We start from the raw sequence: 26,644 nt of genomic DNA, 5'->3' as shown, positions 1-26,644 counted from the left end.
CTGCCACGCGCATCACCCGCTTACTGGCCGAAGTAGGTGGAGATGCTGGAATACACGTCCGAGAAGCGCGAGTAGTAGTCCGGATCGGTCTGCGCGGTGCAGTACGAGTAGCCGCCGTACAGGCCGCCACGCAGCTGGTACGCGCCACCGCTGGCGACGGTGAACAGGCCCGAGCCGGACGAGCCGCCCTCGGTGACGCCATCGTTCCAGACCACCCGATACAGCGGGCTCTTGCCGTCGATGCTGGTGCTCAGCCCATTGACCGAGCCCAGCGAATACTTCTTGACGTCGCCGGACGGGTGGTGGATGCCGACGATCGACGTTCCGGTCGCACCGATCGCCGCGCTGTTCCATGCCGCGTAGAACGCGCCGCTCGGCGGTGCGGTCTTCAACTCCAGCAATGCGGTGTCGCGCGTGGTGTTGGCGTGGCGCAGGAACGCACCGCCGGTCAAGGTGGTGGCCTGCGAGCTGACGGTGTTGCCGTTGCAGCTGGCCGCGTCGTAGAACCAGTAGGTCTGCAGTGTATTGGCGACCGTCTGCGTGCTGATGCAGTGCGCCGCGGTCCAGAACAGGTTGCGCTTGGGCGAGTTGGTGTTGTTGAGCAGCGTGCCGGTGCACAGGAACGAGCCCTGGCTGGTGGTGAACACCATGCGCGCCACCGCCTTTGCGGCATTGGTGAAGCCGGCGGTTGGATTGGCGCGGCAGACGACATCGTTCTGGCAGGAATCGCTCTCGCCGATGGCAATGGTCATCATGTCGCGCGGGCTGGCGGTGGGGCTGATATCCAGATGCGACAGCTGCGGGATGCTGAGGCTGAAGTTCTCCGGATACTGGCCGGCCGGCAGCGACAGTTCCACCAGCAGGTTCTCACCGCTGACGGTGGGCGACCAGCCGATCGCCTCGCCGCTGGCGGCGAAGCTGGCACCGGATTGCTCGAACACCCGGCCGTCGTCGCCGGCAAAGCGCAACGTCACCTTGGACGGATCGCCCGGGGTGGCGCCGGCGCCACGCAGGACCAGCGACGCGCGCAGCGAGGCCGCCTGCGCGGAGCTGACCTTCAGGGTCGCCACGCGCGCGCCATCCCTGGCCATCTGCCAATCGAGCGATGCAAGATTCACCAGGGGTTTGGCGACCGTGCGCGAAAAACCGATCTGCAAGGGCTGCCCATGCTTGACCTGTGCGATGCGGCGCTCACGCACGCGACCGATCTCGGTACCGGTGGGCGCAGTGAGTTGCACCACACGCGTGGGCAGGATGCCGCCACGCAGACTTGCCGACTGCAATGTCGCCGCACCGAGTTTGGCCGCCTGCGGCGCGGTGCTCACCGGCGCTGCGTCCATTTCGGTCGGCGGCGCTGCCAGTGCGGAGCCGGAAATGGCGGAAAACAGCGCCAGGTACAACGCATTCTTGCGATTCATGGGTAGTCCTTCTCGTCAGGGAACGGCAGGTTGCGGCGGGGGCCACCGCCTGCGGGCGCCATCGTTGGCGCCGAACGAGACTAGCGAATGTTTAAAACTGAATATGTGCTGAAAATCTCGTTCAGAGATTGGCAGTCCATAAAACGATAATCGCGTTCTGCGCGCAGCTTCGCGCGGACACGCGCTGCCATCTCGCCGTGCACACGCGCGAGGCATCGCAGCGCAAGCGCGCCCGACGCGTCTGCAACACGTACACCGCCATGCCGGCGGGAACACGATCGTGCAGCGAGGCCTGGATCAAGTCGTCAGGCGATACGGGCAGGCCGCATGTGGAAGGCCTGCGGCCCTATCCCGTGCAGGCCTGAAGGTGGCGTGCGCTACCCGGATGTCGGCGCGGGTAGTGCCGGTAGGCGAAGGCGCTGCAGGTTATTCCAACGCGTCGCTGGCGCGGAAGTCGGTCGAGCGACCACTGGCTTTCAAAAACCCCAGGACTGCAAGCCCGACCACCATCCAGGCGGTGCCGCCAAGTTGCGCGTGCTGGTCGGCATTGATCAGCACATAGGCCAGGATCACGATGCCGATCAACGGCGTCGCGACATGCAACAGCACGCTGCGGCCCCGCCCGCGGAAATGCCACAGCACCGCCACGTGCAACAGGATGAAGGCAGTCAGTGCGCCGACATTGCACAGCGAGGACAGCAGCGCGATCTGGCCGACGAAGACTTCGCCCAGCACCATGCTCAAACCCGCCACCAGCAGGATGGCGCGCTGCGGCACGCCGGTGCGTGGATGGATGTAGCGCAGAAAGGCCGGTAGCTGGCGGTCGCGCGCCATGGCGAACAACAGGCGCGAGGTGGCGGCCTGCGCCACCAGCGAATTGGCGATCGCCGCACTGATCGCCACCGTGAGCGCAATGACGACCTGCAACCATGGCCCGGCGATCAGGCGCCCGATCTCGAAGAAGGCATCGTTGGAGGCCTGCGCGCTGGGATAGCGTTGCAGGCTGGGCTGCAGCAGCGCGGCCAGCCAGGTCTGCAGCACGAACAGGCCGGCCACCAGCAACAGCGCCAGCAGGGTCGCGCGCCCGACCACGCGGTTGCCGCCACGGGCTTCTTCGGACAGCGTGGAGATCGCATCGAAGCCCAGGAACGACACCACCGCCACCGACAAGGCGCTGAAGATCAGCTGCGGCGAAAAGGCCTGCGGGTTGTAGAACGGACGCAGGTTCCAGTGTGCGCCATTGACGCCACGCTGGATCGCCAAGGTGGCCAGCACCACGAACACCGCCAGCACCACCAGCTGCGCGTAGAGGAAGAAGCGATTGGCACGCGCGGTGGTTTCGATGCCGCGCAGGTTGACCAGCGTGTTGAGCACCACGAAGAAGGCGATCCACGCCGGCTGCGGCACCGCCGGCAATACGTTGTGCATGGCGTTGGCGCCGACCACGTAGAGCAGGGTCGGCACCAGCAGATAATCCAGCAGGATCGCCCAGCCGGCCAGAAAGCCGGTGCCGCTGCTCAAGCCACGTCCCACGTATGCGTACACCGAGCCGGCGACCGGGAACGCCTGCGACATCTGCTGGTAGCTCAACGCGGTGAACAGCATCGCCACGAAGCCGACCAGGTAGGTCAGCGGCACCATCCCGGCACTGATGTCGAACACGCCGCCGAAAATGGAAAACGGCGCGGTCGGCACCATGAACACCAGCCCGTAGATCAGCAGATCCTTGAGCGTGAGCTGCCGCTTGAGTTCCTGGGTATAGCCAAAGCGTTCCAGCGCGGCCGCGTCGTCGCGGCGGGGGGTGTCGGTCATGCAGGTGTCCGCTGAAAGGAATGCCGGGCGCGACGCAGGCGCGCTGGAAGCGCCTGAACGTCGATGCTGCAGGGCAGCTGTCCGACGGGCATTGTGACGATAATGTGGCCGCCAAGCCCATCCATTGGTAAAAATGCTAGGTTTTCCATGCCGGACGTCATCCAGCGGCGCACGTCGACACCGAAGGACCCACCATGTTCGACACTCTGGCCAGCCTGGGCCGCGATCTGCAGGCGCTGCACACGCTCAACGCCTGCCTGGACCGGGTGTTTGCCGACGTCTGCGGGCTGGGCTTCCAGTCGCTGGTGTATGACTACGCACCGGTCCCACTGAGCCTGGAAGGTGCCTTGATCACGCCGTCGGTCTTCATGCAGCGCAATGCGCCCGGCGACATGCAGCATGTCTGGTGCGAGCACGGCTATTACCAATACGACCCGGTGCAGCAGCGGGCGACGCGGCGCACCACGCCATTCGTGTGGTCCTATCGCAGCGACGGCGACAGGGACGGCGTGGAATACGTCGGCAGCCAGCACCGGCAGGTCACGCGCTACCTGTGCGATAGCGGCATGGGAACCGGTGTCACCGTGCCCTTGCATCTGCCTGGCGGCGCGTTTGCCACCTTCAGCGGCGCAGTGGACGCGGTCCCGGCCGAGGCGCCACGGCTGGCCGAAGCGCAGCTGTCGCCCTTCCTGCTGCTGGCGCATGCCTTCCAGGCACGTGCGCAGGAACTGCTCGATCCGCAGGAACGTCGCTGCCACCACATCGCATTGACCCGCCGCGAGCGCGAATGCCTGCAGTACTCGGCCCGGGGGCTGACAGCCAAGAGCATCGCCGCTGCGCTCAACCGTTCCACCGCCACGGTGAACCTGCATCTGAACTCGGCAGCACGCAAGCTGGGCGCGCGCAATCGCGTCGAGGCCGTCGTGCGCGGCATGCATTATCGATTGCTGGAACCGTAAGCACCGGGTGGCCGGTGCCTGCGAGGGCTGGCCGCGATAGCTGACTGACTGATGTCGTAACTTCGCGATCGGCAAACACGATCGCTGCAGCGGTCGATGCGCTTGCGGGTGGCCAATCGGGCGCTGGGCTGGATCGCACTGCGCAGGTGTCGGGTGCTGGGCTCGGAAGGCGCCGCGAACCTGGGAGTTTTGCCAGTTAACGCGCGGCGGTTGGCCCGCTAGGCTCGGCGCTCACTCTTTGCCGTCAGCAGGCGCAGGTCATGCAGTCCATCGAAGGTTACGTCCAATTCCGTGGGTACCGCACCTGGTACCGCATCACCGGCGACCTGCGCAGCGACGCCTGTCCGCTGATCGTGCTGCACGGCGGCCCCGGCTGCACCCATGACTACGTGGACAGCTTCAAGGACCTGGCGGGCAATGGCCGCGCAGTGATTCATTACGACCAGCTCGGCAATGGCAAGTCCACCCATCTCCCCGATGCCGATCCCGGTTTCTGGACGGTAGGGCTGTTTCTGGACGAGTTGCAGGCCTTGATCACGCACCTGGGGCTGTCGCAGTACGCCTTGCTGGGGCAGTCCTGGGGCGGGATGCTGGCGGCCGAGCATGCGGTACGCCGGCCGGCCGGCCTGCGTGCGTTGGTGGTTGCCAACTCGCCGGCGTCGATGGGCCTGTGGCGTGCTGCCGCGCTACGGTTGCGCGCGCAGCTGCCCGAGGATATCCAGGCGGTGCTGGACGCGCACGAAGCGGCCGGCACCCTGGACGATCCGGCCTATCGCGCCGCAAGTCAGGTGTTCTACGCCCAGCACGTCTGCCGCGTGCTGCCGTGGCCTGCCGACGTGGCGCGCACCTTCGCCGCCATCGACGCCGACCCGACCGTGTACCACGCCATGAATGGCCCGACCGAATTCCACGTGGTCGGCAGCCTGCGCAACTGGAGCATCATCGAGCGCCTGCATCGCATCAGCGTGCCCACCCTGGTGCTGTCGGGCAAGTACGACGAAGCCACGCCGGAAACGGTGGAGCCGTACGCGCGCCTGATCCCGGACGCGCGGTGGCATGTGTTCGCCAATTCCAGCCATATGCCGCACGTGGAAGAACGCCCGGCATGCATGCGCCTGGTCGGCAACTTCCTCGACGACCACACGCCGTGGCCCGGCGCGGAACTGGCGCATGCGTCCACGCTAGCCAGCCGCGCGGTGTGAGCGGATGGGGCGGGGCGTAAGCGCGCCGATCCGGGCGTGCGCGGCCTGCGACGCGCTACTGCGCCGCAGCGTGATTGATGCCTGACCTGCGCGGCGGGTCGCCTGCGTCGGTGCAAGCAGTGTTCGCAGGGCAGCCGTGAAGCGGCGTGGTATCCAGGCACGCAGGTGCACCTGGACCAGTAACCGAACCGGCGCATCCAACGCGGATCGCCGCACTGCGGCCGCACGCGATACGGGGCGCCACCTGGTCGGGCCGAAGCGGCCCGGTAGTGTCGCACCAGGCAGCGTGGCGCCCGCGCTCGCCCACGGTCGCGATTGATCCGGGCAGGCGCAATCACGCGCCGTGTTCGGTGCAGCGGCATGTGATGCCGCACCAGCCACGCGCCCCTGCGATGGCGCTGCCGCGACCCACCGATGACAGCTGCAGCACGCGTCCGTGTGCAGTTGCCGCTGCGCAGCGTCGCGCGTGCATGTGGATGCTTGAAAGCGCATCTGCCGCGACCGGCTGCGCCCGAAAGCGCGCGTGAGCAAACCAGCATCGGCCTGCGTTTGCATGCATGAAACCCACATCCGCATACGGACGAAACTGCGCGTGCGACGCGGGCGTGTCCTGTCCCGGGTGTCTCTTGCTGTCCCTTTTGCATGTCCTGCAAGGAGAACACCGTGGTGCGTCAAAGTTTCAGTGATGGATAATTGTTTTATGTTTTAAATCGCGCGAAGAATGCGGCCCCCACGCACCGCTTTGCTGTTGTCGTCGCTCTGGCGCAGGCAGCACGCATCGCTTTTCCACATTCTTTGGGAGAGGCTGCATGATTACCACGACATTCCAGGGCGCACTGGCGCTTGCACTGTCCGCTTGCGCTGCGGGCGCCATCGCCGGCCCGGTCGGGTACGGTGCCGCCACCACCGGCGGCGGCAACAAGACACCGGTCAACGTGGCCACCTTCGAGGCGATGCAGGCCGCCATCGACAGTTACTCCGGCAGCGGCGGGCTGGTGCTCAACTACACCGGCAAGTTCGACTTCAGCAGCATCAAGGACGTCTGCGCCCAGTGGAAGTTGCCGGCCAAGACGGTGCAGATCAAGAACAAGAGCAACATCACCATCAAGGGGGCCAACGGCTCGTCGGCCAACTTCGGGCTCTGGGTGGTGGGCAACTCCAGCAACGTCATCATCCAGAACATGACCATCGGGCTGCTGCAGGGCGGCGAAGATGCCGATTCGATTTCGCTGGAAGGTAATTCCAGCGGATCGCCGTCCAGGATCTGGGTCGATCACAACACCGTATTCGCCTCCTTGACCAAGTGCTCGGGCGCCGGCGATGCGTCTTTCGATGGCGGCATCGACATGAAGAAGGGCACCCACCATGTCACCGTGTCCTACAACCACGTCTACAACTACCAGAAGGTCGCGCTCAACGGATTCAGCGACAGCGACACCAAGAATTCGGCCGCACGCACCACCTATCACCACAACCGCTTCGAGAACGTCGAATCGCGCGTGCCACTGCAACGTCGCGGGCTGAGCCACATCTACAACAACTACTTCAACAACGTCACCACCTCGGGCATCAACGTGCGCATGGGCGGGGTGGCCAAGATCGAGTCCAACTACTTCGAGAACATCAAGAACCCGGTGACCTCGCGCGACAGCAGCGAGATCGGCTACTGGGACCTGATCAACAACTACGTCGGCAGCGGCATCACCTGGAGCACCCCGGACGGCAGCAAGCCGTATGCCAACGCCACCAACTGGATCACCACCAAGGTGTTTCCCGAACCGCTGGGCTACACCTACAGCATCACCCCGGCCGCCCAGGTCAAGGCCAAGGTGATCGCCACCGCCGGCGCAGGCACCAACCTGGCCGAGTAAGCGGCAACGGCGTGCAGTCGCACCGATCCCCGGCCCGTCCGGGGATCGGTGCCTGCGGGGCAGGGCAGCGTCGCATCGCCGGGTTGCAGCCAGGCATCGCGGACACGGGGGGCGTGCGCGGCGGTGTACCCAGGGCGGCGGAGGCGCGCAGGCGCCCTTGCGGGCCGATCCAGCTGCGGGGCCGGCGTCAAGAGGCGCGGCAGGCACCGCGACGCGGTATCGTGTCGCGATCCCATCCATCCAAACCCGTCCATGCCGCTTCCGACCGATCCCGTTGCCGAGCACGCTCCGTCCGCCACGCCCGCGTTGCGCCATGCGCTGAAACCGCGGCAATTGATGATGATGGGCCTGGGCACGGCAATCGGCGCCGGGCTGTTCCTGGGTTCGGGCGTGGGAATCCACGCGGCGGGCCCGGCAGTGCTGGTGTCCTACCTGATCGCCGGAGCGCTGGTGATCATCGTGATGAACGCGCTGGGCGAAATGGCCGCGTCCAAGCCGGCCAGCGGTGCGTTTTCGGTGTACGCGGCCGATGCGATGGGGCCGACCGCCGGTGCGACGGTGGGCTGGTTGTGGTGGCTGCAGATCGTGGTGGTGATCGCGGCCGAAGCGGTCGGCGCGGCGGGCCTGCTCGCCTCGGTGTGGCCGGCGTTGTCGGTGCCGTTGCTGGCGGTGGTGTTCATGGCCACCTTCACGGCGATCAACCTGCTGGGCGTGCGCAATTTCGGCGAGTTTGAATTCTGGTTCGCCATCCTCAAGGTCGTGGCGATCATCGTGTTCCTGCTGATCGGCGTGGCGTTGCTGGCCGGCTGGTTACCCGGTGTGGCCTCGCCGGGGCTATCCAACTTCACCCAGAACGGCGGATTCGCGCCCAAGGGGCTGGCCGGCATCGGCTCGGCCTTGCTGGTGGTGGTGTTCGCCTTCGGTGGCACCGAGATCGTGGCGGTGGCCGCCGCGGAAACCGCCGACCCGGGCCGCAGCCTGGCACGTACCATTCGCACCGTGGCCTGGCGCATCCTGGTGTTCTACATCGGCTCGATCAGCGTGATCGTGGCGGTGGTGCCGTGGACCAGCGCCGCGCTCAGCTCGCCGTTTGCGGCGGTGCTGGAGGTGGCGCGCATTCCCGGCGCGGCCACCGCCATCACCCTGGTCGCCGTGGTGGCCTTGCTGTCGGCGCTCAACGCCAACCTGTACGGCGCCTCGCGGATGATCTTCTCGCTGGCGCAGCGCGGCGAAGCACCGCGGCTGCTCGGCAGGACCAGCGGCGAGCAGGTGCCGCTGGTGGCGGTGATCGCCAGCGTGCTGTTCGGGTTTGCCGCCGCCGCGCTGGAACTGCTGTACCCCAACAAGGTGTTGCCGATGCTGCTCAACATCGTCGGTGCCACCTGCCTGCTGGTATGGACGATCTCGTTGCTGTCGCAGCTGATCCTGCGCGCACGCGCCGACCGCGCCGGCATCGCGTTGCCGTTCCGCATGCGGGGGTACCCGTTTCTGACCTTGCTGGCCCTGGCGATCCTGGCGGTGATCTTCGTGCTGCTGGCGTCGTCGGCGGACACCCGCGCGCAATTCCTGTCGATGGTCGGGCTGACCGCCGCCATCGCGGTGATCAGCGAACTTGCCCGGCGCACGCGCAGCGCGGCCTAGCCTGCCGCAGCGCGTTGCAGGCGTCCCCTCTGGCGGCAGGGCGGGCGTGACGGTTTGACGCAGATGCGACCCCGTGTCGCATCGGGAACGTGCCCGAGCGTCCCTATCATGATCCGGTAGCGCAGGCGGTCGCGATCGACCACCGCAGCGAGTCTGGGCGATCGCTCTGCACCCGGTGCGCTGCGGTCTCCCCATTTTCCTGGAGGACTCTCCATGGATGCCTTGCTGTTATCGCGGATCCAGTTCGGATTCGTCATCGCATTCCACGTGCTGTTTCCCGCCTTCACCATCGGGCTGTCCAGCCTGCTGGCATTTCTCGAATGGCGCTGGCTGCGCACCCGGCTGCCGGTGTGGCGCGAGCTGTATTTCTTCTGGCAGAAGATCTTCGCGGTGTCTTTCGGCATGGGCGTGGTCAGCGGCATCGTGATGGCCTTCCAGTTCGGTGCCAACTGGCCGGAGCTGAGCCGGATCGCCGGCAGCGTGATCGGCCCGTTGCTGAGCTACGAGGTGCTGACCGCGTTCTTCCTCGAAGCCAGTTTCCTGGGCGTGATGATGTTCGGCTGGGGGCGCATTTCCGAGCGCCTGCATTTCCTGGCGACCTGCATGGTGGCGCTGGGCACGCTGTTTTCCACGTTCTGGATCCTGTCGTCCAACAGCTGGCTGCAGACCCCGGCCGGCTATGAGGTGGTCGACGGCATCGTGCATCCGGTGGCGTGGCTGAAGATCATCTTCAACCCCTCGTTCCCGTACCGGCTTGCGCACATGGCGCTGGGCTCGTTCATCACCACCTGCTTCGTGGTCGGCGCGGTGGGGGCGTGGTATCTGCATCGCGGCGTGCATCGCGAGGCCGGGCTGCGCATGCTCAAGCTGGCGGTAGCGTTCGCGGCGATCACCGTGCCGCTGCAGATCTTCGTCGGCGACATGCATGGCCTGAACACGCTCAAGCACCAGCCGATGAAGATCGCGGCGATGGAAGCGCACTGGCATGACGAGGGCCAGGACAAGGGCTTCCCGCTGGTGCTGTTCGCCTTGCCCAACGCGCAGGCCGAGCGCAACGATTACGAGGTGGCGATCCCGCGCCTGGGCAGCCTGATCCTGACCCACAGTCTGGAAGGCAGCATCAAGCCGTTGACCTCGGTGCCGGCCGCCGATCGCCCGCCGGTGATGCCGGTGTTCTTCGCCTTCCGCATCATGGTCGGGCTGGGCTCGTTGATGCTGCTGGTGGCCTGGGTCTCGGCGTTCGCCTGGTGGCGCGGCAAGTTATTGCAGTGGCGCTGGCTGTTGGCGGCCTGGCGCTGGATGCTGCCCAGTGGCTTCATCGCGCTGGTCTCGGGCTGGTTCGTCACTGAGATGGGGCGGCAGCCGTATGTGGTGTACGGGCTGTTGCGCACTGCCGATGCGGTGGGCCCGCAGTCGACGTTGATGACCGCGATCTCGCTGGCGGTGTACGTGCTCGGCTATGCCTTCGTGTTCGGCTGGGGCATCTGGTACCTGGTCAAGATCGGCAAGATCGGGCCGACCCCGCATGACGCGCCGCAGCTGGACCACGGCGAGCACACGCCGGCACGGCCGCTGTCGGCGGCCGATGAACCGATCGACGGAGCCGCATGATGGACATGAGCAGCGTATTGCCGGTGGCGTGGTTTGCGGTGATCGGCTTCGGGGTGCTGATGTACGTGGTGCTGGATGGCTTCGTGCTCGGCATCGGCATCCTGGCGCCGTTCCGCAAGGACGAGGCGCAGCTGGACCTGATGATGAACACCGCCGCGCCGATCTGGGACGGCAACGAGACCTGGCTGGTGCTGGGCGGGGCAGGGCTGCTGGCAGCGTTTCCCAAGGCGTATGCGGTGATCCTGTCGGCGCTGTACCTGCCGGTGTTGCTGATGGTGATGGCGCTGGTGTTCCGCGGCGTGGCGTTCGAGTTCCGCTTCAAGGCGCATCGCTCGCGGCGGCTGTGGAGCAATGCCTTCGCTGCCGGCTCGATCCTGGCGACATTTGCGCAGGGCGTGATCCTGGGCGCGCTGGTGCAGGGCCTGCCGATCGAAAACGACCGCTATGTCGGCGGCATCTGGGGCTGGTTCAGTCCCTTCGCGATGCTGACCGGCGCCGCACTGGTGTTCGGCTACGCCTTGCTCGGCAGCACCTGGCTGATCCTCAAGACCGAAGGCCACGTGCAACAGCTGGCGCGCCAGTTGAGCCGGCCATTGACGATCAGCGTGTTGATCTTCATCGGCCTGGTCAGCGCATGGTTGCCGTCGCTGCAGTCGCATGTGATGGACCGCTGGTTCAGCGATGCCCATTACCTGTGGCTGATGCCGGTGCCGGTGCTGGTCGCGATCGTGGGGTTCGCGCTCTGGCGTGCCACCGAGGCCGGGCGGCCGGATACACCTCCCTTCCTGCTGGCGATGGGCCTGTTCGTGCTCGGCTTTCTCGGCCTGGTGCTGGGCATGTGGCCGTATCTGGTGCCGCCGGTCTACACCCTCTGGCAGGCCGCTGCGCCGCCGTCGTCGCAGTTGTTCGCGCTGGTCGGCCTGGTGGTGCTGCTGCCGCTGATCCTGGGATACACGGTGTGGTCGTATCGCGTGTTCCGCGGCAAGATCACCGCGGACACCGGGTACCACCATTGATCGAGCGCAGACGCCCGCGCGCGGCGCGCCGCGCGCCGCGCGCTCAGCGCAGGTGCTGCCTGAACATCCACTCCCACATCGCCGGGTCCGCGTAGGTCGCGTCCCAGGCGTTGTGGTTACCGTCCGGATACTCGCTGTAGCGCACATTGGCGCCGACGCCCTTGGCGGCACGGTACAGCGCCCGGTCGTCGTGTGGCGGCACCGAGGTGTCCTTGGCGCCATGGAACATCCAGATCGGCACGTGCCTGAGCTGGGTGACTGCAGCGGTGTACGGGTCGGCTTCCTTGGCCACCAGGCTGACGTAGAGCGTACGACGCTCGTCGCGCGGTGCCTTGAGCGCACCGCAGATCGGCACGATCGCGGCGAAGCGCTGCGGCTGCATCAGCCCGATTTCCCAGGCGCCATAGCCGCCCATCGAGATGCCGGTGAGATAGGTGCGCTGCGGGTCGGCACCGAATTCGGCACTGGCCGCGTCCAGCGCGGCGATCGCCATGCGTGCATTGATGCCCAGCCACTCCTCGTCGTCGGGCACCTGCGGCAGCACCACCAGGGCAGGGAACTCGGCGGTGTGTGCGCTCAGGTAGGGACCGACGCCGACCTCGGCCTGATCGCGTCCGTTGTCGCCGCGTTCGCCCGAGCCATGCAGGAACAGCACGATCGGGCGCGGTTGTGGCGCCTGGGAGGCCGGCACGAACACCTGATAGCGGTAGAGCCGTCCTTCCAGCTCCAGCGTGCGGGTGACGAAATGGCCGCGGCGTCCGTCATGGTGGCGCTCAGCCATGCTGGAACAACCGGCCAGCACCAACGCAACGATCGCAAGCACAAGACAACGACGGATCACGCCCACCTCCTGACCAATGACATGCCTGCAGTATCGTTGCACGCAGCTGTGCCGGGGTGTCGCGCTGCGATGATTTTTGCCGAATATTCATCCGATTGCCGCCGCGGTGTGGCCGCACGAACGGGCCGTGCGATGGCCGGGCATCTCGCCTTACGGCAGCAGGATCAGCGTTGCCAGGCCGAGGAAGCTCAGGAAGCCCATCACGTCGGTCAGCGTGGTCAGGATCACGCCGCCGGCCAACGCCGGATCGAAGCCCAGCCGTTTCAGCGTCACCGGGACCAGCACCCCGCCGAATGCGGCGGTGAGCATGTTCAAGGTGAGCGCGGTGCCGATCACCAGCGACAGCATCGGCTGCTGGAACCAGGCCAGCACGATCAGGCCCAGGCCCACGCCCAGCACCACACCGTTGATCAGCGCGACGGTCAGCTCCTTCTTCAGCAAGGTCATCACGTTGGAAGAACCGATCTGGCCCAGCGCCAGGCCGCGGACCATCAGCGCCAGCACCTGGGTGCCGGCATTGCCGCCCATGCCGGCAACGATCGGCATCAGCGCCGCCAGTGCCACCAGCTTCTCGATCGTGCCTTCGAACCGGCTGACCACGCTGGAGGCCAGGAACGCGGTGCACAGGTTGATGCCCAGCCAGATCAGGCGGCGGCGGAATGCGCGCCGCGCCGGGCTGAACATGTCCTCGTCCTCGTCCAGGCCGGCCGCGCTCATGGCCTGGTGTTCGGCCTGTTCGCGGATGATGTCGACCACGTCGTCGATGGTGATGCGGCCGAGCAGGATGTTGTTGTCGTCCACCACCGGCGCGGAGATCCAGTCATGGTCGGAGAAGCGCCGCGCGACCTCGTCGGAGCCATCGCCCACGTCGATCGCCGGTTGTTCGTCGTCGATCAGGCGATTGACCGGCGTGCTGTCCTCGTGGGTGACCAGCGCGGCCAGCGACACCCGGCCCAGATACTGATGGCGCCGGCTTACCACGTACAGGTGATCGGTGTGGTCGGGCAGCTCGCCGCGCAGGCGCAGATAGCGCAGCACCACATCGACATTGACGTCGGCGCGCACCGTCACCACGTCCGGGTTCATCAGGCGGCCGGCGGTGTCCTCCGGATACGACAGCACCTGCTCGAGCCGCTCGCGGTTCTCGCGGTCCATCGACTTGAGCACTTCGTCGATGACGGTGTCGGGCAGGTCTTCGACCAGGTTGGCCAGATCGTCGATGTCGAGGTCTTCGACCGCGGCGACGATCTCGTCGGTGTCCATGTCGGCCAGCAGGCTTTCGCGCACTTCATCGCCGACATGCAGCAGCACTTCGCCGTCGTCTTCCGGGTCGACCAGGCCCCACACCACTTCGCGCTTGCCGGGCGGCAGCGACTCCAGCAGGTTGCCGATCTCCGCCGGCGCCAGCGTGTTGACCAGCCGGCGTACCGGCCCCAAGCGCCCGCTATCCAGCGCATCGGACAGCAATCGCAGCTGACGCGCGGTCTTGTCGTGGCGGACGGCTTCGGCCATGCGCGGCTCCCTGGAAGAGTGGACACGTCCCGATGGAAGACGCGGTGCTGAGTCAGCACGGCATTATCGCTTGCGCATGGTGACGAAACATACAGTGCCGCCGGCAATGCGCCCGAACATCGCCTGCACGGCGACGCAATCGCTCAGCGCGCCAGGCCCTGCGCGACGGTGGCCAGCCACTTCTCGATCCCCTTGCGGTCGCGCGCGCGCAGCAGCTTTTCGCCATGCACGCGCAACTCGCCCAGGTGGATGTCGCGCACCGCACGGCGGACCTCCAGCAACGTGGCCGGGTGCAGGCTGAACTCGGTGAGCCCCAGGGCCAGCAACATCGGCACGAAGCGCGGATCGCCGGCGATCTCGCCGCACACCGCTACCGGCTTGCCATATGCGCGCCCGGTGGCGATCACCTGCGCGATCAGGCGCAACACCGCCGGATGCAGCGGCGAATACAACTCGCCCAACGCCTCGTTATTGCGATCCACCGCCAGCAGGTACTGCACCAGATCGTTGGTGCCGATCGACAGGAAATCGATAGCGTCGATAAAGCAGTCCAGCGCCAGCGCTGCGGCCGGCACTTCGATCATCGCACCGAGCGGAATGTGCTCGGCGATCTCGTGGCCTTGTTCGCGCAATTGCGCGGCCAGCTTCTTGATCTGCCGGCGCAGCAGCTGCACTTCCTCGCGGCCGCTGACCATCGGCACCAGGATGCGCACCGGCCCGTAGCCGGAGGCACGCAGGATCGCGCGCAACTGCGCCTGCGCCACCGCAGGCCGGGCCAGCGACAACCGCACGCCGCGCAGGCCCAGCGCGGGGTTGTCTTCGTCGCTCAAGGTCAGGCCGGTACGGTCGGCCTTGTCGGCGCCCAGGTCCAGGGTGCGGATGGTGACCGGTCGCCCGCTCATGCCCAGCACGGTGTCGCGATAGGTGTGGAACTGTTCCTCTTCGTCCGGCAGCTCGTTGCGCTGCAGGAACAGGAATTCGGTGCGATACAGGCCAAGCCCGCTGGCGCCGAGTGCGTGCGCCTTGGCCACGTCCTCCAGCGATTCGGCATTGGCCAGCAGCGTGATATCGACGTTGTCGCGCGTGCGCGTGGGCTTGGAGCGCAGCCGGCCCAGTTCGCGCTGTTCCTTGGCCAGCGCGCGCAGGCGCTCGCGGTAGTCGCGCAGGTGCTCGGGCTTGGGATCGACGATCACCTGGCCGGAACCGGCATCGACGATCAATACATCGCCATCGTCGATCCGCTGCACCGCCTCGCTTACTCCCACCACCAGCGGCAGGTGCAGGCTGCGCGCCAGGATCGCGCTATGCGACAACGCGCTGCCGGCGGTGGTGACGATGCCGACCACCCCTTGCGCCTGCAGCTGCGCCAGCTCCGAGGGTGCGACGTTGTCGCAGACCAGGATCTCGCCGGCCACGCCCTTGAGGTCGGGTGCGCGCTTGTGCAGGAACGCATGGATGCGGCCGATGACGTGATCCAGGTCGTCCATGCGGCTCTTGAGGTAGGCGTCCTCCATGCCGTCGAATACCGCTGCCAGCCGGTCGCGCTGCACGCGCAAGGCGTAGTCGGCGCTGTAGCGGTGGGTGCGGATCAACTCGTCCAGGCCCTGCAGCAGCTCCGGGTCGTCGAGCAGCAGCGCATGCAGTTCGAGGAATTCGCCGACTTCGCGCGCAAGCGCGCCATGCAGGCGGTCGCGCAGCTGCTGCATCTCGGTGCGTGCCGCCTCGATCGCCAGATGCAGGCGCTGCAGCTGCGTTTCCACCTGGCTGGCGGGCACGCGTTGTTCGGCCACCTCCAGCGTATGGCTCTGGCGCACGCGTGCGCGTCCGAGTGCATTGCCGCGCGAGGCAGCGTGCCCACGCAGACGCAGGCTCATGTGCGCCCCTGGCGCAGCCGCGCCCTGTCGGTCAGCCCCGCACCGACCCCGCGCATGCTCAGCTGTCCTCGTCGAAACGACGCTCGAACAGGTCCACCAGCGCCTGCAGGGCCTGCGCTTCGTCTTCGCCATCCAGCCGCACCACCACGCTGGTGCCCTGGCCTGCGGCCAGCAGCATCACGCCCATGATGCTCTTGGCGTTTACCTCGCGGCCCTTGGCCGCCAGGGTGGCGTTGCTGCGATAGGACGACAGCGTCTGCACCAGCTTGGCGGTTGCCCGCGCATGCAGTCCGAGTCGGTTGGAAACTATGAGTTCGCGTTCAAGCATCGTCGATGATCGCTCCGTTGCGGGTGCCTGCCGCCGCGGTGGCGGGCAGCTCCTGCAATCCTTGTTCGGGGTAGTTCATCACCCGCAGCAGCATCGGCAGGCTGAGCGCGGACACCCGGCGAACCGGCGTGCCGAGCTTTGCCAACCGGCTGGCGAGATTGCTGGGGCTGGCGCCGTACAGGTCGGTCATGACCAGCACGCCATCGCCGCTGTCGACCCGTCGCATCGCCGACGAGGCCTGGGGCAACAAGGCGTCCAGGTCTGCATCGAGCGGCACGTCGAACGCTTCGGTCTTCAGCGGCAGCTGCCGCAACAGCCCCGTCGCCACGTTCAACAACGCCGCGCCGATGCCGGGATGAGTAATGAGGAGAATGCCACAGGCCATGCCGAAACGTTAACAGGTCGGCATGACCGCGCGATAGCGTTTGCCGGCACCGATGTGTCGCGAAATGAATAGCCGTTTAGGACCGCTGCAATGGATCGCACGCAGTGAAGGCAACACGCGCGTGGTCGTCGTGTGGCAATGGTCGCGACATCCGGCGTTCCGATGCGAACCACGTCACAAGCGAGCGCTGCAGTTCGCAAGTGGCAGGCCGCGCATGATCAGAATGTGCGCGCACCTGCACCGATGACACGCATGCTTGCAGTCCGCACGGCACCGCTTTGCCGATTCCCGAATCCCGAATCCCAGCCCTTCAATCCTGCTCGCGATGAAACGTCGCCACTTCCGGCCAGCCCTGCTCGCGCGCATGCCGCGCCATGCGCTCGGCCAGATACACCGAGCGATGCTTGCCGCCGGTGCAGCCGAAGGCGATGGTGACGTAGCTGCGGGTGTCGTTGCGCAACCGCGGCAGCCAGGTATCGAGCAGGTCCACGATCTGCGCGCTGTAGCGCTGTACGTCCGGTTGCCCGTCCAGATAGTCGCGCACGCCGGCATCGCGGCCGGTCAGCGGGCGCAGCTCCGGGTCCCAGTGCGGGTTGGGCAGCACGCGCGCATCGAACACGAAGTCGGCCTCGGCCGGCACGCCGCGCTTGTAGGCGAACGATTCGAACAGCAGCGACAGCCGGTCGCTGGTGCCGAGCGCGAACTCGGTGACCACCCGGCGACGCAGCTGGTGCACGTTGAGCGCGCTGGTGTCGATGATGGCATCGGCCTGCGCGCGCAGCGGTTCGGTCAGCTGCCGCTCGCGGGTGATCGCTTCCGGCAAGGCCAGGCCAAGATGGCTGAGCGGATGGCGGCGGCGGGTATCGGCATAACGCTTGATCAGCGCCTCGTCGCTGGCCTCGAAAAACAGCAGCCGCGCCTCGATGCCGTATTCCTGCGCGGCCTGGCGCCATTGCGCCAGCTGGGTCAGGTCGCTGCGGCTGCGCACATCGATGCCCACCGCCAGGCGCTGGTCGCCGATCGGGTTGCCACGCAGGCGGCTCTTGACGAAGTCCGGCAGCAGTTCGACCGGCAGGTTGTCCGAGCAGTAGTAGTCCAGATCCTCGAAGGTCTTCAACGCGACCGATTTGCCCGAGCCGGACAGCCCGCTCACGATCATCAACGTGGAGGGCGCGGTACTCATGGCGTGCGTCGCTCCAGCAGGTTGCTGTGGCGGGCGATGAACATCGCCGCCGGGTCGATGCCCTTGGTGCGCAGGATATGCAGCCGCGTGGCCGCCTCGGTCAGCACTGCCAGGTTGCGGCCGGGCATCACCGGCAGGGTGATCAGCGGCACGTCCAGGTCCAGCACATGCCGGCTGCCGGAATCGCCGGTCAGGCGCTCGTAACCGGACGGGGTGGGCTCGGTCATCGGGCGGGTCAGGTGCACGATCAGGCGCAGGTACTTGTTCTTCTTCACCGCGGTGTCGCCGAACATGTCGCGCACGTTGAGCACGCCCAGGCCGCGCACTTCCAGCAGGTCTTGCAGCAGTTCCGGGCAAGTGCCGTCGAGCACGTCGGGCGCGATCTGGGTGAACTCGGGGGCGTCGTCGGCCACCAGGCGGTGGCCGCGGCTGAGCAGTTCCAGCGCCAGCTCGCTCTTGCCCGAGCCGGCCTCGCCGGTGATCAGCACGCCGATCGAATAGATCTCCATGAACACGCCGTGCAGCGTGACCCGCGGCGCCAGCGTGCGCGCCAGGTGGTAGGAGAGATGGTTGAGCAGCTCATGGCCGCGTTTGGGCGAGATCCACAGCGGCGTGTTGGATTCATCCGCGGCCGCGCGCAGGTCTTCCGGGCAGGACTGGTTCTTGCTGATCGCCAGCGCCAGCGGCTGCACCTGGATGATCTTCTCGATGGTTTCCCAGCGCTGGCGCGCATCCAGCGAATCCAGCCAGGCCAGCTCCTCGGTGCCCAGGATCTGCACCTTGTTGGGATAGATCACGTTGAGGTAGCCGGCCAGCGACGGGCGGCGCGCATTGTTGCTGCCGGCTTCGATCTCGCGGTGCTCGCCCTTCTGGCCGGCGACCCAGCGCAGCGCCAGCTTGTCGCGCTGCTGGTCGAACAGTTCGCGTGCGGTGATGCTGGTATTCATGCGGCGCTGGCCTGTGGTGGCGGGGCGTCGGTGAGCAGCGCCATCAAGGCGTCCGCGTCGGGGGCGGCGCGCAGCTGCTGACGGAACTGCGCATCGGAAAACCGTTCGGCCAGTTCCGACAGCAGCATCAGGTGCTGGTGGGTGTAGTGCGCAGGCACCGCCATCGCAAAGATCAGGTCCACCGGCTCGTCGCCGCCGAAGGCCACCGGCGTATCCAGGCGCAGCAAGGCGCCACGCGGTTCGGTGAGATTGGGGCAGCGCCCATGCGGGATGGCGATGCCGTGGCCGATGGCGGTGCTGCCCAGCGCCTCGCGCTCGCACAGGTTGGCGTAGAGCTCGTCGGCACCGGCCTGGCGGCAGGACAGCAGGTCGGCGGCGGTATGCAGCACGGTGTCGCGATCGGCGGCCGGCGACACCACGGTGCGCACGGCCGCCATCAGATCGGTTAAAGGCATGAGGGCATCAAGCGGGAAGCGTCATGCGGGATTGTCGCGCACCTCGCGTGCATGGTGGTTACATTTCTTTTCCTTGTGCTTGAGCACCAGGCGGTCGAGCTTGTCGACCAGCAGGTCGATGGCCGCGTACATGGTGGAGCCGCTGGCATCGGCGTGCAGGGTGCGACCGGGAAGGTTGACGGTGGCGACCACGTGGTGGTCTGGCTTGCGGACGGCCAGCTGGGTCCGGACTTCGCAGTGCTGGTCGAAATGGCGCTGCAATCGCTGCAGCTTGCTTGCCACGTACTCCCGCAGCGCGGGGGTCACTTCAAGCTGGTGGCCATACGTCTCGATACGCATCGGATACCTCCATTGGTCGGTGGGCCAATGAACCTTTCCGGTGGTCCGACGAACCCGGCGCAGGCCGGCGTTGCGCTGGGGCAACGTCAGGCGATACGGACGCGTTCGTGGGAGGCGGAAATGTTCATGGCCTCACGATACTTCGCAACGGTGCGCCGCGCCACTGGTACGCCGGAGGTTTTCAGCAGGTCGGCCAACTTGGCGTCCGACAGCGGTTTGCGCGGGTTTTCCGCCTCGATCAGGCGCCGGATCATGGCCTGGATGGCGGTGCTGGAGGCCTCGCCGCCGCTGTCGGTGTCGATGCCGGAGGCGAAGAACGAGCGCAGCGCGATGGTGCCGCGCGGGGTGCGCACGTACTTGCGGGCGATCGCGCGGGAAATGGTCGATTCGTGCAGGCCAAGCTCGCCGGCGATCTCGCGCAGGGTCAGCGGGCGCAAGGCCTGCGCGCCGAATTCCAGGAACCCGGCCTGGTGCTGCAGCAGGCAGCGCACCACCCGCAGCAGGGTCTCGCCGCGCGCTTCCAGGCTCTTGAGCAGCCAGCGCGCCTCCTGCAGCTGGCCGCGCAGATAGCCGGCATCGGACTCGCCGCAGCTGCGGATCAGGTTCTCGTAGCCGCGGTGGATGGTGACCTTGGGCTGGGCGCGGCCGGCCAGCGAGGCCCGCCACACGCCGCGCTGGCGCCAGATCACGCAGTCCGGCACCACGTAGCTGTCCTGCGCCAGGTCGCCGATCTGCTTGCCCGGACGCGGGTCCAGCGAGCGCACCAGCTGCACCGCCTGGTCGACATCGGCGGTGGAGCGCTTGAGTTCGTGCGCCAGGCCGGCCACGCCGCTGCGCGGCAGGCGCTCCAGCGGGCCGGCGACGATCTGCAGCGCCAGCTCGCGCCCCGGGGTGGCCGGGTCGAGCACCGCCAGCTGCAGTGCCAGGCATTCGCCCAGGGTGCGCGCACCCACGCCGACCGGGTCGAAGCGCTGGATCTGGTGCAGCACGGTGAGCACGTCGGCCTCGTCCACCGCTGCACCCAGTGCCAGCGTTTCCAGGATGGCCGACAGCGGTTCGCGCAGGTAGCCGTCTTCGTCCAGCGCATCGATCAGCATCGCGCCGATCTGGCGGTCGCGCGGCGACAGCGGCGACAGGTGCAGCTGCCACAGCAGGTGGTCGGCCAGGGTTTCGGATTCGGCCACGCGCTCGGCGGCATCGCCGGACTCGTCGTCGTCGAAGCTGCCACCGCTGCCCGAGCCGGTCCACTGCAACTCGTCCTGCGACCAGTCGTCGTCGCGCTCGGTCGGGGCCGGTTCTTCGCGCGGGGTGTCGTCGGTGGAGGCGGCCGAGGAGGCTTCCACCGGACGCTCGTTGGCCGCATGCGCGGCCTCGTCGGCCCATTCCAGCAGCGGATTGGTCTCCACCGCTTCGGCAATTTCCAGTTCCAGCTCGGTGGTGGACATCTGCAATAGCTTGATCGCCTGACGCAACTGCGGCGTCATGACCAACTGCTGTCCTAGCGATGTCTGGAGCCGGGCTTTCATGCGGGCACTGACTGGGAAAATCGATGGCGCGGCGACGCGCTCAAAGGCGGAAAGTTTCCCCCAGATACACGCGGCGGACGTCGGGATTGGCTAGCAGCGCATCTGGTGCCCCCTGCGCCAGCACGCCTCCCTCGGCGAGGATATACGCGCGGTCGCAGATTCCCAAGGTTTCGCGCACGTTGTGATCGGTGATCAGCACGCCGATGCCGCGTTCCTTGAGGTGGATGATGATGCGCTGGATCTCGCCGACCGAAATCGGATCGACGCCGGCGAAGGGTTCGTCGAGCAGCATCATGCGCGGCTTGGCCGCCAGCGCGCGCGCGATCTCGCAGCGCCGGCGCTCGCCGCCGGACAGGCTGGCGCCCAGCTGGTCGGCCACGTGGGTGATCTGCAGTTCTTCCAGCAGCGAGACCAGTTCCTGCTCGCGGCCGGCGCCATCCAGTTCCTCGCGCAGCTCCAGCACCAGGCGGATGTTGTCGGCCACGGTGAGCTTGCGGAAGATCGAGGGCTCCTGCGGAAGATAGCCGACGCCAAGCTTGGCGCGGGCATACATCGGCTCGGCGGTGAGGTCGCGGCCGTCCAGCTCGATGCGCCCGGCATCGGCCTCGACCAGGCCCACGATCATGTAGAAGCAGGTGGTCTTGCCGGCGCCGTTGGGGCCGAGCAGGCCGACCACCTCGCCGGCCTCGAGCGTGAGGCCGAACTCCTTGACCACTTCGCGTTGCTTGTACTTCTTGCGCAGACCGGTGGCGACCAGCATTACTTCTTCCCCTGCGGCTTGGTCGCGGGCTTGGCGGCCGGCGCGGGAGCAGGCGCCGCCGTGGCCGGCGCCCCCGTCTTCGGCTGGATGATGGTGCGCACGCGGCTGCCGTCGCCACCGCTTTGCATGTTGCCGGTCTTGGTGTTGTAGACCATGCGCTGGCCGGCGTTGGTGCCCTTGGGCGAGTCGACCTTGTAGTTGCCGGTCAGCACGATGACTTCGTTGGCGACCTGGTACTCGATGTTGTCGGCCTGGCCGTTCATCATCGCGCCGTCGTCCATCTGCTGCTTCAGCGTGGCCTGCTTGCCGGTCAGCACGACGCGGTCGGTCTGGCCGTTCTTCTGGAAGATGTCGGCGGTGTCGGCATGGATTTCCAGCGTGCCCTGGGTGATCACCACATTGCCGCTGAAGCGGCATTTGCCGCTGTCGTCGAGCATGTTGCAGTCGTTGGCATTGGAGTCGATCGCCATCGGCTGATTGCGGTCGCTGGTCTTGGCCATCGCAAGGGCAGGCAGCAGCAGCGCGGCAAACGCCAGCTTAGCGGGCAGCATTCGGTTCATAACGGGTCTTGACCTGGGAAAGGAGCTTGTACTGGCGTGATTTGAGGTCGGCCTCGAAGCCGACCCCGCTCTGCATGATACCCGGCCGGCTCATGCTCACCGGGGCAGCGGTCTTGGCGAGATTCTGCTGCGGGAACACGTCCAGGCTCTGGGTGCGGAACGTGGTCGGCGGGGTCGCGCCGCCGGTGGGGCTGTCGCCCTCGACATCGCCGCGCAGGCGCAGTTCGTCGCCCTTGGGGCTGATCCAGCCGGTCTTGGAGCGCAGCGTCCACGGCTGATTGGCGTTGTCGGGCAGCAGGAACACCGGGGTGGTGACCTCGGAGGTGCGATCGGCGCGGTTGCGGTGCATTTCCGGCGCACGCAGCGTCATCGATTCCTTGCCGGTCTCCTTGTCCAGCGCAATCAGTTCGAAGTCGCGCAGCACGTAGTCGGCGCGCGAATCGTCCACCGCCGCGGCGACCGGGCGGGCGCGCTGCTGCCAGGCCGACCAGCCGGAGATCACTGCCGCGGCGAACAACGTCACGCCCAGGGTGGTGCGCCAGTTCCAGCTCATGCGGAAAACCTTTCGATGATGCCCTCGACCTGGCCCTGCGCGGCCAGCACCGCATCGCAAACCTCGCGCGCGGCACCGTCGCCGCCACGTGCCCGGGTATGCCACTGCACGCGCTCGGCGATCCACGGGTGTGCGTTGGCGGGTGCGACCGGCAGGCCGACCGCCAGCAGGGCCGGCAGGTCGGGCAGGTCGTCGCCCATGAACAGCACCTGGTCCAGCGACAGGCCGTGCTCCTGGCACAGGGCCAGCACGGCCAGGCGCTTGTTCTTGACCCCGATCTGCACGTGCAGGCCCAGGTCCTGGCCGCGCTTTTCCGCCGACAGGCTGGCGCGCGCGGTGATCAGCGCGACATGGATGCCGGCCTGGTCGAGCTGCTTGAGTCCCTGGCCGTCGAGCACGTTGAAGGCCTTGCTCTCGTTGCCGGCGTGGTCGTAGTACAGGCGGCCGTCGGTCAGGGTGCCGTCGACGTCGAAACAGGCCAGGCGGATACGCGCGGCGCGCTCGGCGATGTCGGCGGACAGGTGCTGCAAAGGGGAGTAGGGCATCGGCACGGATCGGTGGGAACGGGGTTCCAACGGTAGAAAACTGAACCTGTTAAACCACTTTGGCGCGCAACAGGTCGTGAATGTTCAATGCGCCGACCGCGCGCTGCTGGGCGTCGACCACGATCAAGCCGTTGATCTTGTAGTCCTCCATCAGCCGCGCGGCTTCGGCGGCCAGCTGGTCGGCGCCGATGGTGCGGGGGTTGCGCGTCATCACCTGGGCAATGCCGGCGCTGCGCACGTCGATGTCGCTGTCCAGCGCGCGGCGCAGGTCGCCGTCGGTGAACAGGCCGATCAGGCGGTCCTGGCCATCGACCACCGCGGTCATGCCCAGGCGCTTGCGGCTCATTTCCATCAGCGCCTCGCTCAGGCTGGCGTCCTCGCGCACGCGCGGCAGGTCATCGCCGGCGTGCATCACGTCGGTGATGTGCAGCAGCAGGCGCCGGCCCAGGCTGCCGGCCGGATGCGAGCGCGCAAAGTCGTCGGCGGTGAAGCCACGCGCGTCCAGCAGCGCCACCGCCAGCGCGTCGCCCATCGCCAGCGAGGCGGTGGTGCTGGAGGTGGGCGCCAGATGCAGCGGGCAGGCTTCGGCGGACACGCTCACATCCAGGTGCACGTCGGCGGCCTGGGCCAGCGAAGAGCGCGGGCGCCCGGTCATGGCGATGATCGGGTTCCCCTGGCGCTTGAGCACCGGCAGCAGCATACGCACCTCGTCCGATTCGCCCGAGTAGGACAGCGCCAGCACGATGTCGGCCTCGGTGATCATGCCCAGGTCGCCGTGCCCGGCCTCGCCCGGATGGACGAAGAACGCCGGCGTGCCGGTGGAGGCCAGGGTGGCGGCGATCTTGCGCGCGATATGCCCGGACTTGCCCATGCCGGTGGCCACCACGCGCCCGCGCGAGGCCAGCACCAGCCGGCAGGCCGCGGCGAAGTCGCTGCCGATCCGCGCGCCCACGCCGGCCAGTGCCTCGCGCTCGATCTCCAGCACGCGCTGGCCGCTGGCGACCAGGCTGGCGTCGCTGACGGTGGCGACCAGGCTGGCGTCGCTGACGGTGGCGGAGGGCAGGTGCGAGACGGCCATGCGGGACTCGGGTGAAGAGTAGAATGTGCGCTCATTTTATGAGGAAACGCCCCGTGGACGCCGAAACCATCCGCAAACTCATCGAATCCGGCTTGCCCGAAGCCCGCGTCGACGTGCACGGCGACGACGGTGTGCACTTCGAGGCGACCGTGATCAGCCCCGCATTCGCCGGCAAGGCGCCGTTGGCGCGCCATCGCATGGTTTACGCGACCCTGGGCGAGCTGATGGGCGGGGCGATCCACGCGCTGCAGCTGAAGACCCTGACGCCTGAGGAAGGCTGAGCGCAATCGCCGCGCTCGCCATCAGGCGGGCTGGGCCGGCGCAGTGCGCGGAGCAGGGTCGGTCAGCGGTAGGCACCTGCATCGCCTCGACTGGCATCGTCCACGCTCACGCAGTGACTGTGTCCAGCGCGTCCCGGACCGTACCCGGCGCCACTCGATCCCCCGGTTCCAACGCGCGCCGCGTGCACCACGGTCGATACGTCCCTCACTTCATTCCCCCGACATCCCTTCTACTTTCGGATTTCTCAGATTCCCATGGCAAAAATCGTAGTGACCGGCGGCCAAGCGCTGCACGGTGAGGTTCATATTTCCGGCGCCAAGAACGCGGTGCTGCCGATCCTGTGCGCGACCCTGCTGGCCGATGCGCCGGTGGAGATCAGCAACGTGCCGCACCTGCACGATGTGATCACCACGGTGAAGCTGCTCGGCGAGCTGGGCGCCGAGGTCACCATCGACGAAGGCACGCTGGCCAAGGGGCGCTCGATCCTGGTCGACCCGCGCTCGGTCACCCACCAGGTCGCGCCCTATGAGCTGGTCAAGACCATGCGCGCCTCGATCCTGGTGCTGGGCCCGCTGCTGGCGCGCTACGGCACCGCCGAAGTGTCGCTGCCCGGCGGCTGCGCGATCGGCTCGCGTCCGGTCGACCAGCACATCAAGGGCCTGCAGGCGCTGGGTGCGGAGATCAGCGTGGAAAACGGCTACATCAAGGCCGCCAGCAATGGGCGCCTGAAGGGTGGCCGCTACGTGTTCGACATGGTCAGCGTCACCGGCACCGAGAACGTGCTGATGGCGGCCGTGCTGGCCGACGGCACCACCGTGCTGGAAAACGCGGCGATGGAGCCGGAAGTCACCGACCTGGCCGACTGCCTGATCGCGCTCGGTGCGCAGATCGAGGGCGCCGGCACGCCGCGCATCGTGGTGCAGGGCGTCGAGCGCCTGGGCGGCGGGCACCATGCGGTGCTGCCGGACCGCATCGAGACCGGTACCTTCCTGGTCGCCGCGGCGATGACCGGCGGCAGCGTCACCGTGCGCCGCGCGCGCCCGGACACCCTGGATGCGGTGCTGGACAAGCTTGCCGAAGCCGGCGCCAGCATCACCACCACTGCCGACAGCATCACGCTGGACATGCACGGCAAGCGCCCGCGCGCGGTCAACCTGACCACCGCGCCGTATCCGGCGTTTCCCACCGACATGCAGGCGCAATTCATGGCGCTCAACTGCGTGGCCGACGGCGTGGGCGTGATCAACGAAACCATCTTCGAAAACCGCTTCATGCACGTCAACGAGCTGCTGCGCCTGGGCGCGGACATCCAGGTCGAAGGCCACACCGCGATCGTGCGCGGCGCCGAGCGTCTCAGCGGCGCGCCGGTGATGGCGACCGACCTGCGCGCCTCGGCGTCGTTGATCCTGGCCGGCCTGGTCGCCGACGGCGATACCAGCATCGATCGCATCTACCACCTGGACCGTGGCTACGAAAACATCGAGGAGAAGCTGGGGGCGCTGGGCGCGACCATCCGGCGCACCGCATGATCCTGCGCGGGCGGTTCACCACCCGTCGCAAGATCCTGCTCGGCGTGGTCGTGCTGATCCTGGCGTGGCTGGCCTACGCCTGGTCGGTCGGCATGGCGGTCACCCAGGGCGTCGAGTTCAAGGACATGGACTGGAACAACGACGGCACTGCCAGCCGCGACGAGATCGCGCAATCGTTCTATGCGGTGGCGGTGAAGAAGACCGTCGATGGCAAGCGCCATTGCGACCTGTTCTATTGGCGCGGCAGCGGCGAGCAGATCCGCGTGGATTGCCGCACGGTGTTCAGCACCGGCGAGGACAAGGCTGCGGCAAAGCCCTGAGGGGTGAGCGTGTCTCTGCCTGCTGCAGGGATTCCGCACCGCGCCTGATTGAAATGAAGAGCCCGGCTGGCAGCCGGGCTTTTTAGTGCAGTCCGAG

Annotated in this window: 26 protein-coding genes; 9 read left to right on the top strand and 17 right to left on the bottom strand. The window is 67.1% G+C overall.

Going from position 1 to position 26,644, the window contains the following annotated elements; all coding sequences use genetic code 11:
- Positions 1 to 20 precede the first annotated feature (20 nt).
- Positions 21 to 1,418 (bottom strand): trypsin-like serine peptidase, encoded by a 1,398-nt coding sequence (locus C0541_RS14460; protein ID WP_115049356.1) that lies wholly within the window; start codon positions 1,416 to 1,418, stop codon positions 21 to 23.
- Between the two features lie 426 nt (positions 1,419 to 1,844).
- Positions 1,845 to 3,230, bottom strand: coding sequence for an APC family permease (locus C0541_RS14455; RefSeq protein WP_115049354.1), 1,386 nt, complete (start codon positions 3,228 to 3,230; stop codon positions 1,845 to 1,847).
- 194 nt (positions 3,231 to 3,424) lie between these two features.
- Between C0541_RS14455 and C0541_RS14450 the strand changes: the two genes are divergently transcribed.
- The 6 genes from C0541_RS14450 (at position 3,425) to cydB (ending at position 11,530) form a co-directional block, all read left to right on the top strand.
- Positions 3,425 to 4,189 (top strand): LuxR family transcriptional regulator, encoded by a 765-nt coding sequence (locus C0541_RS14450; RefSeq protein ID WP_115049351.1) that lies wholly within the window; start codon positions 3,425 to 3,427, stop codon positions 4,187 to 4,189.
- Between the two features lie 260 nt (positions 4,190 to 4,449).
- Positions 4,450 to 5,391, top strand: coding sequence for a proline iminopeptidase-family hydrolase (locus C0541_RS14445; protein WP_115049349.1), 942 nt, complete (start codon positions 4,450 to 4,452; stop codon positions 5,389 to 5,391).
- An 809-nt stretch (positions 5,392 to 6,200) separates the two neighbouring features.
- Positions 6,201 to 7,262, top strand: a complete 1,062-nt coding sequence (locus C0541_RS14435) for a pectate lyase family protein (protein ID WP_115049347.1) — start codon at positions 6,201 to 6,203, stop codon at positions 7,260 to 7,262.
- A gap of 252 nt (positions 7,263 to 7,514) precedes the next feature.
- The gene (locus tag C0541_RS14430) at positions 7,515 to 8,903 is read left to right on the top strand and encodes an amino acid permease (RefSeq protein WP_115049345.1); all 1,389 of its coding nucleotides are present in this window, start codon (positions 7,515 to 7,517) and stop codon (positions 8,901 to 8,903) included.
- A gap of 213 nt (positions 8,904 to 9,116) precedes the next feature.
- A complete protein-coding gene (locus tag C0541_RS14425; protein WP_115049343.1) occupies positions 9,117 to 10,514 on the top strand; it encodes a cytochrome ubiquinol oxidase subunit I in 1,398 nt (465 codons plus the stop codon).
- Positions 10,514 to 11,530 carry a cytochrome d ubiquinol oxidase subunit II gene (cydB, locus tag C0541_RS14420; protein ID WP_115049341.1) on the top strand — a complete coding sequence of 339 codons (1,017 nt, stop codon included), beginning with the start codon at positions 10,514 to 10,516 and terminating at the stop codon, positions 11,528 to 11,530. Before C0541_RS14425 ends, cydB begins: the two co-directional genes overlap by 1 nt.
- Positions 11,531 to 11,573: 43 nt before the next feature.
- On the opposite strand, the gene C0541_RS14415 is transcribed toward cydB, so the two are convergent.
- The 15 genes from C0541_RS14415 to C0541_RS14345 form a co-directional block, all read right to left on the bottom strand.
- Positions 11,574 to 12,311 carry a prolyl oligopeptidase family serine peptidase gene (locus C0541_RS14415; protein WP_238601330.1) on the bottom strand — a complete coding sequence of 246 codons (738 nt, stop codon included), beginning with the start codon at positions 12,309 to 12,311 and terminating at the stop codon, positions 11,574 to 11,576.
- A 210-nt stretch (positions 12,312 to 12,521) separates the two neighbouring features.
- The gene (gene mgtE, locus C0541_RS14410; RefSeq protein WP_047126946.1) at positions 12,522 to 13,883 is read right to left on the bottom strand and encodes a magnesium transporter; all 1,362 of its coding nucleotides are present in this window, start codon (positions 13,881 to 13,883) and stop codon (positions 12,522 to 12,524) included.
- A 143-nt stretch (positions 13,884 to 14,026) separates the two neighbouring features.
- A complete protein-coding gene (gene ptsP, locus C0541_RS14405; RefSeq protein ID WP_115049339.1) occupies positions 14,027 to 15,757 on the bottom strand; it encodes a phosphoenolpyruvate--protein phosphotransferase in 1,731 nt (576 codons plus the stop codon).
- Positions 15,758 to 15,815: 58 nt separating this feature from the next.
- Positions 15,816 to 16,085 (bottom strand): HPr family phosphocarrier protein, encoded by a 270-nt coding sequence (locus C0541_RS14400; RefSeq protein WP_016904613.1) that lies wholly within the window; start codon positions 16,083 to 16,085, stop codon positions 15,816 to 15,818.
- The gene (locus C0541_RS14395) at positions 16,078 to 16,470 is read right to left on the bottom strand and encodes a PTS sugar transporter subunit IIA (protein WP_016904612.1); all 393 of its coding nucleotides are present in this window, start codon (positions 16,468 to 16,470) and stop codon (positions 16,078 to 16,080) included. The genes C0541_RS14400 and C0541_RS14395 overlap by 8 nt, the downstream gene beginning before the upstream one ends.
- Positions 16,471 to 16,780: 310 nt before the next feature.
- Positions 16,781 to 17,653 carry an RNase adapter RapZ gene (rapZ, locus tag C0541_RS14390; RefSeq protein ID WP_161960078.1) on the bottom strand — a complete coding sequence of 291 codons (873 nt, stop codon included), beginning with the start codon at positions 17,651 to 17,653 and terminating at the stop codon, positions 16,781 to 16,783.
- The gene (gene hprK / locus C0541_RS14385) at positions 17,650 to 18,600 is read right to left on the bottom strand and encodes an HPr(Ser) kinase/phosphatase (protein ID WP_016904610.1); all 951 of its coding nucleotides are present in this window, start codon (positions 18,598 to 18,600) and stop codon (positions 17,650 to 17,652) included. The genes rapZ and hprK overlap by 4 nt, the downstream gene beginning before the upstream one ends.
- Positions 18,597 to 19,055: a PTS sugar transporter subunit IIA gene (locus C0541_RS14380; RefSeq protein ID WP_115049337.1), complete on the bottom strand. Its 459-nt coding sequence runs from the start codon at positions 19,053 to 19,055 to the stop codon at positions 18,597 to 18,599. Before C0541_RS14380 ends, hprK begins: the two co-directional genes overlap by 4 nt.
- A 21-nt stretch (positions 19,056 to 19,076) precedes the next feature.
- Positions 19,077 to 19,394: a ribosome hibernation-promoting factor, HPF/YfiA family gene (hpf, locus tag C0541_RS14375; RefSeq protein WP_005913379.1), complete on the bottom strand. Its 318-nt coding sequence runs from the start codon at positions 19,392 to 19,394 to the stop codon at positions 19,077 to 19,079.
- Positions 19,395 to 19,480: 86 nt separating this feature from the next.
- A complete protein-coding gene (locus C0541_RS14370; protein ID WP_238601329.1) occupies positions 19,481 to 20,878 on the bottom strand; it encodes an RNA polymerase factor sigma-54 in 1,398 nt (465 codons plus the stop codon).
- A gap of 82 nt (positions 20,879 to 20,960) precedes the next feature.
- A complete protein-coding gene (gene lptB / locus C0541_RS14365; RefSeq protein ID WP_115049333.1) occupies positions 20,961 to 21,680 on the bottom strand; it encodes an LPS export ABC transporter ATP-binding protein in 720 nt (239 codons plus the stop codon).
- Entirely contained in the window at positions 21,680 to 22,240 is a 561-nt protein-coding gene (lptA, locus tag C0541_RS14360; RefSeq protein WP_115049331.1) for a lipopolysaccharide transport periplasmic protein LptA, read from the bottom strand. The genes lptB and lptA overlap by 1 nt, the downstream gene beginning before the upstream one ends.
- A complete protein-coding gene (lptC, locus tag C0541_RS14355) occupies positions 22,218 to 22,793 on the bottom strand; it encodes an LPS export ABC transporter periplasmic protein LptC (RefSeq protein WP_115049328.1) in 576 nt (191 codons plus the stop codon). The genes lptA and lptC overlap by 23 nt, the downstream gene beginning before the upstream one ends.
- On the bottom strand, positions 22,790 to 23,338 hold the full coding sequence (locus tag C0541_RS14350; RefSeq protein ID WP_115049326.1) for a KdsC family phosphatase: 549 nt from the start codon (positions 23,336 to 23,338) through the stop codon (positions 22,790 to 22,792). The genes lptC and C0541_RS14350 overlap by 4 nt, the downstream gene beginning before the upstream one ends.
- 49 nt (positions 23,339 to 23,387) lie before the next feature.
- Positions 23,388 to 24,416 (bottom strand): KpsF/GutQ family sugar-phosphate isomerase, encoded by a 1,029-nt coding sequence (locus C0541_RS14345; protein WP_115049325.1) that lies wholly within the window; start codon positions 24,414 to 24,416, stop codon positions 23,388 to 23,390.
- A 53-nt stretch (positions 24,417 to 24,469) separates the two neighbouring features.
- Here C0541_RS14345 and C0541_RS14340 point away from each other — a divergent pair, with 53 nt between their 5' ends.
- The 3 genes from C0541_RS14340 to C0541_RS14330 all read left to right on the top strand — a co-directional run bounded on the left by C0541_RS14340 (position 24,470) and on the right by C0541_RS14330 (position 26,547).
- A complete protein-coding gene (locus tag C0541_RS14340; RefSeq protein ID WP_039421327.1) occupies positions 24,470 to 24,697 on the top strand; it encodes a BolA family protein in 228 nt (75 codons plus the stop codon).
- Between the two features lie 255 nt (positions 24,698 to 24,952).
- Positions 24,953 to 26,227: a UDP-N-acetylglucosamine 1-carboxyvinyltransferase gene (gene murA, locus C0541_RS14335; RefSeq protein ID WP_115049323.1), complete on the top strand. Its 1,275-nt coding sequence runs from the start codon at positions 24,953 to 24,955 to the stop codon at positions 26,225 to 26,227.
- Positions 26,224 to 26,547, top strand: coding sequence for an EF-hand domain-containing protein (locus C0541_RS14330; RefSeq protein WP_115049321.1), 324 nt, complete (start codon positions 26,224 to 26,226; stop codon positions 26,545 to 26,547). The genes murA and C0541_RS14330 overlap by 4 nt, the downstream gene beginning before the upstream one ends.
- The last annotated feature ends 97 nt before the right edge of the window (positions 26,548 to 26,644 follow it).

Source organism: Xanthomonas arboricola, from assembly GCF_003353015.1.
Lineage (GTDB): Bacteria > Pseudomonadota > Gammaproteobacteria > Xanthomonadales > Xanthomonadaceae > Xanthomonas > Xanthomonas arboricola_E.
Note: the sequence above shows the minus strand (reverse complement) of the source record. Positions and strands in the feature narration are given on the sequence as shown.